Raw genomic sequence first — 12,233 nt, 5'->3', positions numbered from 1 at the left:
GTTCCGTATATCTGTTTTAACCTGTGTTTCCGGTGCAGTGTACACTATTTGAACAAGGCGTGCAGAACCCTTTTACATCCCGGGCAGTTTGCACAGTATTAAAAAGCATATAGTGCGTGCAGGGCAGAAAAGATCACAACAGTGATCCCCAGCAGCAGTAAAACCGCTCTGGTAACAGCCTGACGACAATGTGTCATGTCTGAAAAGCGTACCTCGCGGTGGCCGCCGACCCGGCTGTACCGGATCATATTCCCTGAGTAAATGGCCGGGCCACCCAGCCGGATCCCTAAGCTCCCGCCACATAACGCCAGCAGCAGTGAGGTGCTGTCTCTGGATCTTGCCTGTGAGAGCGCTTTAAATCCGGCAACCGGATGTGTTGACAGTGCCAGTAATATTGCACCGGTAAATGCAGGGACCAGCGAGAGCAGCCGGGTGACCCTGCGAACGGGCAGGGCAAACCAGTAGAAGCCGGGGTTTCGCCAGTGCCACTGCCAGCTGAATAAGAGCAGCAGACGATACAGCAGTGCTGCCACCGGACCGGCAATCAGAAACCAAAAAACCACACCGCAAAACTGGTAGCAGAACCTGAGCAGTAAACTTTCCATGGCAGCTTTAGCAATACCGATATCTGACAGACGAGCACAGTCGCGGGCGACGAAGTGGGACACCATTTCTCTGGCAAGGACTTTCTTTTCTCTGCCAAGGGCGGTGACGACAGCATTGTAGTGCCATCTCACCTGAGCGAAGTCCATGACGCAGAGCAAAATGACTGCTTCGAAAAACAGCGGATATTCAGCCATGGTAACCAGCAAACCGGTAAGCACAGTGAAAGGCACGATAAGTACAATGGCACCCAGTGCGCCGGATATCCGGTGTTGGGAAGGGCTGTCAGTGGATTTGGGTTTTACTTTTGTCGCCATCCCGGCCGCCAGCAGGCGGAATACGGTTAACGGGTGGTATTTGGGAGGCCAGCGCCAAAGGCTGTCGATGGCGATAACCACCAACAGCAGGGCGAGATTTTGTAATAAGGGGCTGTGGAGCAGGGCGTCCATGCTTAACACTATGCTCAGGCCAGACGGGCAATCATTCCCATAACCAGTTCAGCAGAGTGCTTCGCTGCGGTTTCCAGATATGCCTCGAAGGACACTGATGATGTCTTGCCGGCGATATCAGACAAAGAACGGATCACCAGAAACGGTGTTTCCAGCATAAAACAGGTTTGTCCGATGGCTGCGCCTTCCATTTCACAGGCCTTCATTGCCGGAAAAGTGTCTTTAATTTTCTGTGCCGCTTCATCTGAACCGACAAAGGAATCGCCGGTACAAATCATGCCAGTGGTGTTCTGGATATGGGTGATGTCCTGTGCCGCGGCGGTAGCAGCTTCAACAAGCCGGGGATCGCAGTCGTATTGTGGCGGCATACCGGCACATTGCCCAAGTTCATAACCAAAATGGGTAATATCCACATCGTGATATTTCACTGCACTGCCGACGACCACATCACCGATATTCAGCGCCGGATCGAAGCCGCCGGCTGAACCGGTATTAACAACATAATCAGGCGTGTATTGCTCGATAAGTGCTGTTGTGGCAAGGGCTGAAGCAACTTTACCAATACCGCATTTTACCAGCACGACTTCAGCGCCATGCAGGGTGCCGGTGTAAAAGGTCAGATGTTTCCACTGTCGGGTTTCACAATCTGTCAGAGATGCCTGTAACAGTGCAATTTCCTGATCCATTGCGCCAAGAATACCGATTTTCATAAATATGTTCCGTCGATGTACCGCCCGGCGAACTGGGTGTGCGCGGGTCCGTTAAGTCATGATTGTTAATGGTAATATGAAAGTGAAGAAACTGACAGAAATTAGGGGAAAATGGGTCGGTACCTTGGGGAGAATACCGACCCGGAGAGTAAAAGGTAAATTAAGCAGCCGCTGCCCGGCTTGAACGCACCGGACGTGTCGGGCGTTTATTCGGTGCAGGGTTAAGCGTCGGCGCCTGCGCAATACGTTGCTGTTTGCGGCGGTAAGGCACCAGCTTGCTTTCGATACATTCGCGGATCTCTTCAGTGGTATAACCGGTTTTCACCTTAATGCGCACATGAGGCAATCCTGCTGCATCCAGCGCGCCGCTGACAAAAAAGTCGCGCTGGGATTTGTATTTGTTCTTGCCATCGTTATAAACAAGGTCGATAGCCATAACAGGCGTCATGTCGTCGCGGTCACATAATACGTAATCCAGTTGCTTTGACGACGCCCGTGACATGGCGCTGGAGCCTTGTTTTTTACTGGCTTTAGCTCTTACTGCCAGTACATCGCTCAGGCGTACCCTGCAGACGATGCGGAATTCACGGCCCACCGCCTGCTCAATCAGTTTCAGAAAATTATGTTCTACCGGTGTGAACAGCTGAGGTTTACTGCGAAAAGGAAAGCTTACACCGCTGTCCGACAATTTCATGGCGCCCAGAGCCACCACAATCAGTAACATCATTAAAATTATAGCCAGTTCCATATTGATCCCCGCGAAAGCAAAATCACATACGTCAAAAAAGTGACGTTTTGTGTCGTGAATTAGTCAACAAGCTGGATTTTGCAAAGGAAGTGCCAGACCGCTAAAAATTTGCAAGGTCGGGAGAGCGTCCGGCACAGAGGAGCTGGGAAGAGGCTGACAGGTCTCAGTTGGCCTTAACAATCATCATATCTACCTGAGAACCTTCGTGATCAGGGGAAATGATAACCCGCACACTGTCGTTAGCTGCAGTGAGTAACGTTCTGCCCTGTACTGTTGCTGCGACCTGCATACCGGGATACTGTGCCGTGTAGTAGTCGATGAGTGTTTGCTGTGGTGTCGCGGAATAAAACACCAGCGTGGCAGGCAGTCCGCTGTCGAAAACCTGACATTGCTTTGCGTCATCCGGCATGGTCAGCGTGTGAAAGTCTGCCGGACAGGCGGATGTGTCAGGCGCTGCAGCCACAGATAACGAAGCCGTACACAGCAGAGTCGCTGCAATCATACTGCACGTCTTTTTGTTCATTTTTACTCTCCCTTTATTAAGCGGAATGGATGCTTAACAGATGAGTAAAACTATAGGCAAGAACCCCTTAACCGGCAATAAAGCATAGGTATACCGGCACACACTCAAGTATCGGCGGTTGATCTTCAGAAACGAAAAAAGCCACGGAATTCTCATCCCGTGGCTTTCGTTTTTTTGCTTTGAGCCGTATTAAACGCCGAGGTAATCCATGATGCCGTCGGCCGCTTTACGGCCTTCGTCAATGGCGGTTACAACCAGATCACTGCCCCGAACCATATCGCCACCGGCGAAGATTTTCGGGTTAGCAGTCTGATAAGCGTACTTACCACCGGCAGGGGCGATAACACGACCCTTTTCATCCAGGATAATACCGTAGTCAGCAAACCAGCTGGCAGGGCTTGGCTGGAAACCGAAGGCGATGATGACCGCATCCGCTTCAAGCACGTGCTCTGAACCTTCCACCTCAACAGGACGACGACGACCGTTGATGTCCGGCGGACCCATTTCAGTTTTAACCAGTTTAACACCGGCTGCAGTGCCTTCACCGGTCAGCGCGATATCCAGCGGTTGTACATTGAAGACGAATTCCACACCTTCTTCTTTCGCGTTCTGTACTTCCTTGCGTGAACCGGGCATGCTTTCTTCATCACGGCGATAAGCACAAATTACGCGTTTTGCGCCCTGACGGATAGACGTACGTACGCAGTCCATAGTGGTATCACCACCACCCAGCACAACAACGGTTTTGTCTTTCATGTCGACAAAATCAGCAGGATCTTTTTCCAGCCCCATTACACGGTTAGTATTCGCAATCAGGAACGGCAGGGCATCGAAAACGCCTTCAACGTGCTCATTGTCGAATCCGCCTTGCATGGACTTGTACGTACCCATACCGAGGAACACTGAATCGTATTCATCAAGCAGCGCCTGGAAGTCGATATCTTTACCGATTTCAGTATTGAGTCTGAACTCCACACCCATTTCGGTGAAAATTTCACGACGACGTTTAATTACGTCTTTTTCCAGCTTGAACGAAGGAATACCGAAGGTTAACAGGCCGCCGATTTCTTCGTACTTGTCGAAAACAACCGGCTTCACACCGTTACGTACCAGAATATCTGCACAGGCAAGACCTGCAGGACCGGCACCCACGATAGCGACTTTCTTGTCTGTCCAGACTACGTCAGACATATCCGGACGCCAGCCCATTTCGAAGGCGGTGTCGGTGATGTATTTTTCAATACTACCGATAGTCACAGCGCCGAACTCGTCATTCAGCGTACAGGCACCTTCACATAAACGGTCCTGCGGACAGACACGGCCGCAAACTTCCGGCAAGCTGTTCGTTTTATGAGAAAGTTCTGCCGCTTCAATAATACGACCTTCATTCGCAAGACTCAGCCACTGCGGAATGTAGTTGTGAACCGGACACTTCCACTCGCAATAAGGGTTACCGCAGTCCAGGCAGCGGTCTGCCTGGCCTTCGGTTTGTGATTGCGTTAACGGTTGATAAATTTCAGCGAACTCACCCTTACGCACCATGATAGGTTTTTTCGGCGGGTCAATCCGTTCAACGTCAACAAATTGGTATACATTTTTAGCCATTACTTCACCTACCTCTCTTATTGCGCCTGGATCCGCAGCTCGTCACTCGAACGGCTGATATGGCCCAACAGGTTTTTAACGTCACTGGTTTTCGGCTTAATTAACTTAAAGCGTTTTACCGACTCAGCAAAGTTCGTCAGCAATGACAATGAGTGTTCACTGCCTGTTTCTTCATAGTGCTGGTTAATCAGACCACGTAAGTGCTCTGACAGAATGGCCTTGTCGCCAATATCCATGATTTCAACCAGTTCAGGGTTAACGCGGTTATCAAGGTCACCGTTTTCGTCGTACAGGTAAGCGAAGCCACCTGTCATACCGGCACCAAAGTTAACGCCAACCGGGCCCAGTACAGCAACAATACCACCGGTCATGTATTCACAACCGTTGTCACCGATACCTTCAACCACGGCGGTTACGCCTGAGTTACGCACACCGAAACGTTCACCGGCACGGCCGGCAGCAAACAGTTTACCGCCGGTAGCACCGTACAGACAGGTGTTACCCATGATGGCACTGTTATGTGCATCGAAACTGATGTTCTTAGGCGGATAGATAACCAGCTTACCGCCAGTCATACCTTTACCCACGTAATCGTTGGCATCACCTTCAATACGCATGTGCAGACCACCTGCGTTCCATACGCCGAAGCTCTGGCCCGCAGTACCGGTAAACTGTATTTCAACCGGCACATCTTCCATATCATGGTTTCCGTGATGTTTGGCGATTTCACCAGACAACATGGCGCCCACTGAACGGTCAGTGTTGCGGATTGGGTAGCTTAGACGGATACCTTTGCCTTCACGCACAGCGTTTCGGGCATCGTCCAGAATCTTCGCATTCAGCTCACCTTTATCCAGCGGCTGGTTAGTGGTTTCTGAACAGAACAGACGGGTATGCTCGCCTTCAACCGGGGTTGCCAGCAGTGGTGACAGATCCAGTTTGTTTTGTTTCGCTGAAATGCCGTCGATAACTTTCAACAGATCAGTGCGGCCTACCAGTTCATCGAACTTCCGTACGCCCATTGCGGCCATAAGTTCCCGCACTTCCTGAGCAATGAACTTAAAGTAGTTCATTACCATCTCAGGCAAGCCGATGAAGTGTTCTTCACGCAGCTTTTGATCCTGAGTTGCAACACCTGTCGCACAGTTGTTCAGGTGACAAATTCGCAAGTATTTACAGCCTAACGCGACCATCGGGCCAGTACCGAAACCGAAGCTTTCAGCACCCATACAGGCTGCTTTGATAACGTCCAGACCGGTTTTCAGACCACCGTCGGTTTGTACACGTACTTTGTGACGCAGACCGTTTTCAATCAGTGCCTGTTGTGTTTCCGCCAGACCCAGCTCGAAGGGGCTGCCGGCGTACTTAACAGACGTCAGCGGGCTTGCACCTGTACCACCGTCATAACCGGAAATGGTAATGAGGTCAGCATACGCTTTCGCTACACCGGTAGCGATAGTGCCTACGCCCGGCTCTGATACCAGTTTCACTGAAATCAGGGCGGTAGGGTTAACCTGCTTAAGGTCAAAAATAAGCTGAGCCAAATCTTCGATAGAGTAAATATCGTGATGAGGTGGTGGTGAAATCAGGGTTACACCAGGTACAGAGAAACGCAGTTGCGCAATGTACTTGTTAACCTTGTCACCCGGCAACTGACCACCTTCGCCCGGTTTTGCACCCTGTGCCACTTTGATCTGGATAACATTTGCGTTAACCAGATAGTGCGGGGTTACACCGAAGCGGCCGGAAGCCACCTGCTTAATTTTAGAGTTCTTTTCTGTGCCAAAGCGGGAAGGGTGTTCGCCACCTTCACCAGAGTTCGACTGGCCACCTAAGCGGTTCATTGCAATGGCAAGCGCTTCGTGGGCTTCAGGGCTCAATGCACCGATAGACATCGCTGCGGTATCGAAACGGGGGAACAGTTTTTCCGCCCCTTCGACTTCGCTGATATCAATGGCTTCATTGGGCGAATTCAGTTTCAGCAAGTCACGGAAGTGTGCTGGTGCGCGCTCATTGACGTGTTTTGCATAAACCTGATAATCGCTGTATTCACCGGAAACCACTGCAGTTTGCAGTGATTTCACCACATCCGGGTTGTAGGCGTGATACTCGCCGCCGTGAACATATTTCAGCAGACCACCGTGAGACAGAGGCTTACGCTTCAGCCAGGCAATGCGGTTAAGGTTAATCGCATCCTGTTCGAAATCTTCAAAGCCGGCACCCTGAATACGTGAAGGTACGCCGTTAAAGCAAAGGTTAACCACATCTTTGTTGATACCGATGGCTTCAAACAGCTTGGAGCAGCGGTAGCTGGCCACGGTGCTGATACCCATCTTTGACATGATTTTATACAGGCCTTTATTGATACCTTTACGGTAATTCAATACTGCGTCTGTTACAGAGCAGGTCAGCTCGCCTTTTTCGCACAGTTGCTCAATGGTTTCATAGGCAAGGAACGGATAAACAGCCGTTGCACCCAGGCCAATGAGTACAGCAAAGTGATGCGGGTCACGGGCTGAAGCAGTTTCAACCACAACGTTTGCGTCGCAACGCAGTGCTTTTTCAACCAGACGACGATGCACCGCACCGGTCGCCATAGCGGCAGGAATGGTCAGTCTGTCTTTCTTGATGTTGCGGTCTGACAGAATAACGAATGCAGCACGCTTCTGTTTAACCAGATATTCCACTTCGTTACAGATACGTTCGATGGCCTTACGCAAGCCCTCTTCCTGTTTATATTGCAGGTCAACTTTCTCTGAATAGTAGTTATCCGGATTAAACTCACGCAACTGCTTCAGGTCGGTATAAACCAGCACCGGCGATGAGAACAATACGCGGTCGGCGTAACCCGAAGTTTCGCTGAATACGTTCTGCTCACGACCGATACAGGTAGCCAGCGACATGACGTGATTCTCACGCAGCGGATCGATTGGCGGGTTAGTAACCTGTGCAAACTGCTGACGGAAGTAGTCATAAACAGTACGGGACTTCGAAGACAGAACGGCCATCGGGGTATCGTCACCCATAGAGCCCACTGCTTCCTGACCATCTTTGGCCAGAACCTTCACCACTTGCTGAATTTCTTCGTAGCTGTAGTTGAACAGCTTGTGGTAAACCTCAATGGTGTCGTCATCGAAGACACGCTTACCTAATTCAGAAGAATCCATCTGCTCAATTGGCGTCAGGTGACGGATGTGTTTTTCCAGCCACTCTTTGTACGGGTGACGGTCTTTCAGCTCTGCGTCGATTTCATTGGAACGCCAGATCTTACCGTTATAGGTATCAACGGCGAGCATTTCGCCCGGACCAACGCGGCCTTTTTCTACCACGTCAGCTTCGCTGTAATCCCAGATACCTACTTCTGAAGCCAGTGTGATGAAACCATTTTTGGTGATCACGTAGCGGGCAGGGCGCAGACCATTACGGTCAAGGTTACAGGCAACGTGGCGACCGTTTGTCAGTACGATACCGGCAGGACCGTCCCATGGTTCCATGTGCATTGAGTTAAACTCGTAGAATGCACGCAGGCTTTCGTCCATGGTCTTGTTATTTTGATACGCTGGTGGCACAAGCAGACGCATTGCACGGAATAAGTCCATGCCGCCCGCCAGGAATAATTCCAGCATGTTATCCAGAGAAGATGAGTCAGAACCTGTTGTATTTACATAAGGTGCAGCATCTTTCAGATCCGGAATTAAAGGCGTTGAGAACTTACCGGTACGGGCCATCGCCCAGTCACGGTTACCTTTGATCGTGTTAATTTCACCATTGTGCGCAAGAAAACGGAAAGGCTGCGCAAGAGGCCATTTAGGTAATGTGTTGGTAGAGAAGCGCTGATGGAATACACAAATCGCACTTTTCAGACGTTCGTCAGCCAAATCTGCATAGAAGGCAGGCAGATCTTTCGGCATCACCAGACCTTTATAGATGGTGACTAAGCCGGATAAACAGGCTACATAGAAGTCTTTGTCTTTTTCCAGACGTTTCTCGGCACGGCGGCGAACCATAAACAAACGACGTTCTACGTCGCGTTTACGCCAGCCCGCAGGAGCATTCACAAAAACCTGCTCAATCTGCGGTACACCGGTCAGAGCCAGTTCACCTAATACATCGTGGTTTACCGGCACTTTGCGCCAGCCCACAACATTCAGTGTTTCTTTTTCCAGCTCTTCGTTAAGAATGTCTCTGGCAGCTTGTGCCAGTGTGTCGTCCTGACTCAAAAAAATCATGCCTACGGCATATTTCTTACTCAGCTTCCAGCCGTTCTCGTCGGCGATAGCCTGAAAAAAGGCATCCGGTTTTTGCAGTAGCAATCCGCAGCCGTCACCGGTTTTACCGTCGGCAGCAATACCGCCACGGTGCTGCATTCTGTCCAGGCCCTGGATTGCAGTCGTTACCAGTTTATGGCTGGCTTCCCCGTGAGTGTGGGCAATAAGACCAAAGCCACAGTTATCCCGGGAATCATTGGGATTATATAAACTCATCTTAAAAACTCCTTCAACCTTCGACTGGACAAGGCATGTGTTGGATCGTGTTCCGCGCAGGACACGCATCGCAACATTAGTGTAGACGTCTATTTACGAGCCAGTTTTCACCATACTCTAAGCGCCTTTTTATGTCGTTAATTATTATTAGTAGGACGCCAGTCGTTAACCGCATTTTTATGCACTATTGCTTAGCGGGCCGTACAAAATACATACATTGGCATATAAAATCAAATGATAAAAATGTGAAGACCTTATGTATTTTGAATAAGTTGCATAAAATCATTTTAAATCAACATCTTAATTTGAAATCGCCGCTGATTGGATTTTGAGCTGAACGCTCACTTTTTTATCAAATTAGTATGTTTATACTAAAGTCCAAAAAAGAATAAGAGGTTAATTGTGAATAATCATTCATAAAAAATGTTTATTTATATGGAAATGCAGGGTGTGGCTGAATGAATATCACTTTTACGGCAACCTGTCAGAACCCGCCAAGCCCGACCAGCCCGACCAGATAAAATCTAATATACCTCTGTGCCGGAGCATTAGCAAAGTCACCGGGCGTATCCATATAAATGAAGGGAATTATCGCTATGACGAATTTTGCCCGTCAGTGAATATGTCAGGATAGTCACCGGAGTGTCACAAATTAGTATAACGTGCAGGCAGATTTGTGGGTTTTCCAACGCGACCGTGTTATAAGTGCTGTAAGTTTAGTTATTTAGAAATTGCAGTACGTTCGTTATGCATCAAGATTCTCCAAATGATTCGTGGGCGATAAAGTTTGCGCAGTTTATAAAGCGCTTTGGCACACTGAAACTAAGTTTGCTGTTTGTTGTTGTTACGCTGGTTTTCACCCTTGGCGGTTCATACGTCATCCGGGTGACCATGGGCAATGAGGTTCAACCTGACGATTTTATTATCGCTGTTGTGCTTACCATGATGTCAGCCCCCTGGGTGCTTTACTTCTTAAGTGAACTGGTTAAACAACTGGAAACTTCCCGCACGAACTTAAAAGAAGTGGTCAGCCAGCTAGAACGTTTGCGTGAGGAAGATGTATTCCTTAACCGCGAACTGCAAAGCAATATCCGCCAGCTTAACCATGAGATGGAACAGCGCCGAAAAGCGCAGGACGACCGTGAAGCGGTGTTTAAAGATCTTGAAAAAGAGATTGAAGAGAAGTCTTTTTCAGAACAGCAGGCACGACACTTATCTACCCTGCTGCGTTCTATCATCGATGCCTCACCGGATCTGATTTACTACCGTAATGAAGAAGGGCGTTTTGCCGGCTGTAACCGCATTGCGGAAATGCTCACCGGGAAGTCCGAAGCTGAGTTGGTAGGCCTGACCTTACATGATGTGTTTGAAGAAGAACTGGCCCGCCAGATTGTTGCCTCTGATCATGAAGTGCTGGAAACCAATGCCAGCATGACCGAAGAGTTGTGGCTGCGCTTTGCTGACGGAAAACGCCGTTACTTCGAAATGAAGCGGGTACCGTTTTTTGATAACGAAGGCACACGTTTAGGTTTGCTGGCTTTTGGCCGGGATATGACAGAGCGCAAACAGGCCGAGAATGCCGCTGCGAAAGCCAGTACCGATAAGACCCGTTTCATTGCCACGATTTCTCACGAATTGCGAACGCCACTGAACGGCATTGTGGGTTTAAGCCGTATGCTGCGCGACACGGATTTGAGTGAAGAGCAGTTCAACTGGGTCAGTACTATTTATGCCAGCGCAATTACACTGGGCAATATATTCAACGACATCATCGATCTGGATAAGCTGGACCGGGATAAACTTGAGCTCAGCCTGAAAACGGTATCGCTGCGTGATTTCACCCAGGAGTTGTCCAGCATTATCCGTCTGTTAGCGGCAGACAAATCGCTGGAGCTGGTAACCGATATTCAGGAGCCGTTACCGCAACTGGTGGAGGTTGACGGTACCCGTCTGCGTCAGATCCTGTGGAACATTCTGTTTAATGCCGTGAAGTTTACGCAGAGAGGGAATGTGAAACTGAGTGTGTCGGCAACGCCGGCAAAAGACAATATGACTGTGGTGACCTACGTGGTAGAAGATACAGGTGTGGGGATCCCTGACAGCGAAATTGAGAAAATTTTCGCCATGTATTATCAGGTAGACCATCCGGATCATCAGTCTGCAACAGGTACCGGTATCGGTCTGGCTATCTGTAAGCAAATGGTCGATCTGATGAACGGCGATATCCGCGTTACGTCAGAAGTCGGCAAGGGCACACGCTTTGAAATTGAGCTGCCGTTACAGATTTCTAACCGTCCTATGCAGGTTTCCAAACTGCTGGTGACCGATCTCAACATTCTGCTGGTGGAAGACATTGAGCTGAATGTGATGGTGGCAAAAGCGCTGCTTGAGAAATTAGGTCAGACAGTCGATGTGGCCATGACCGGTCAGGAAGCGATCGATAAGGCCCGCGAAAATCACTACGACCTTATCCTGCTGGATATTCAGTTGCCGGATATGACAGGGTTTGATGTGGCCAACACGCTGCGCGATGAAGATTTGGTTATGGGTACGCCGATGGTGGCATTAACGGCTAACGTGATTAAAAAGCGTGAAGAGTACCTGCAAAACGGTATGGATGACGTTATCGCCAAACCTATCAAGAAGAGCCGTGTGATTGAGGTGTTCAACAGTTTATTTGCTGAACCGGCCGCACCGCTGCATACAGAAGTGGAAAACAAGCCTAAGAAAACTGATAACAGTAAAGCGCTGTCCAATATTCTGGATATTGAATTGCTGCAAATGCTGGTGGATACCATTGGTGAAGATATGGTCCGCGCCAGCGTAAAAGTGTTCCAGGACAAAATGCCGGAGTACATGGAAATTCTGCAGTTAAGCCTGAGTGCTGACGAAAAGTCTGAAGTGTGTTCTCAGGCCCATAAAATAAAAGGTGCCGCCGGCTCTGTCGGTCTTGCCCGTGTGCAACGCATTGCCAATCAGATCCAGCAGGGGGATCACCCTGCATGGTGGCAAAATGTGCATGACTGGGTTGAGGAGCTTCAGATGGCAGTTGCTCACGACATGAAAGCACTGCAAGAGTGGCTTAACTCACAAATGATTGAGGACTGATAC

Annotated in this window: 7 protein-coding genes; 1 reads left to right on the top strand and 6 read right to left on the bottom strand. The window is 49.5% G+C overall.

Annotated features, from left to right (window positions below):
* Positions 1–98 precede the first annotated feature (98 nt).
* The 6 genes from ACXAGC_RS05595 to gltB form a co-directional block, all read right to left on the bottom strand.
* Positions 99–1,052, bottom strand: coding sequence for a cobalamin biosynthesis protein CobD/CbiB (locus tag ACXAGC_RS05595; protein WP_474843130.1), 954 nt, complete (start codon positions 1,050–1,052; stop codon positions 99–101).
* A 14-nt stretch (positions 1,053–1,066) separates the two neighbouring features.
* Positions 1,067–1,762, bottom strand: a complete 696-nt coding sequence (locus ACXAGC_RS05590) for a 5'-methylthioadenosine/adenosylhomocysteine nucleosidase (RefSeq protein ID WP_119502287.1) — start codon at positions 1,760–1,762, stop codon at positions 1,067–1,069.
* A gap of 160 nt (positions 1,763–1,922) precedes the next feature.
* Positions 1,923–2,510 (bottom strand): DUF2726 domain-containing protein, encoded by a 588-nt coding sequence (locus ACXAGC_RS05585; RefSeq protein WP_119502286.1) that lies wholly within the window; start codon positions 2,508–2,510, stop codon positions 1,923–1,925.
* 163 nt (positions 2,511–2,673) lie between these two features.
* Positions 2,674–3,033 carry a hypothetical protein gene (locus ACXAGC_RS05580; RefSeq protein ID WP_119502285.1) on the bottom strand — a complete coding sequence of 120 codons (360 nt, stop codon included), beginning with the start codon at positions 3,031–3,033 and terminating at the stop codon, positions 2,674–2,676.
* Between the two features lie 189 nt (positions 3,034–3,222).
* The gene (locus ACXAGC_RS05575; protein ID WP_119502283.1) at positions 3,223–4,638 is read right to left on the bottom strand and encodes an FAD-dependent oxidoreductase; all 1,416 of its coding nucleotides are present in this window, start codon (positions 4,636–4,638) and stop codon (positions 3,223–3,225) included.
* Between the two features lie 17 nt (positions 4,639–4,655).
* Positions 4,656–9,122 carry a glutamate synthase large subunit gene (gene gltB, locus ACXAGC_RS05570; protein ID WP_474843126.1) on the bottom strand — a complete coding sequence of 1,489 codons (4,467 nt, stop codon included), beginning with the start codon at positions 9,120–9,122 and terminating at the stop codon, positions 4,656–4,658.
* A gap of 747 nt (positions 9,123–9,869) precedes the next feature.
* On the opposite strand from gltB, the gene arcB reads away from it, so the two are divergent.
* Positions 9,870–12,230 carry an aerobic respiration two-component sensor histidine kinase ArcB gene (gene arcB / locus ACXAGC_RS05565; RefSeq protein WP_474843124.1) on the top strand — a complete coding sequence of 787 codons (2,361 nt, stop codon included), beginning with the start codon at positions 9,870–9,872 and terminating at the stop codon, positions 12,228–12,230.
* Positions 12,231–12,233 lie beyond the last annotated feature (3 nt).

The sequence above is a fragment of the Alteromonas sp. AWJ4_197 genome, from assembly GCF_056160285.1.
This window is presented reverse-complemented; position numbering and strand designations above follow the sequence as displayed.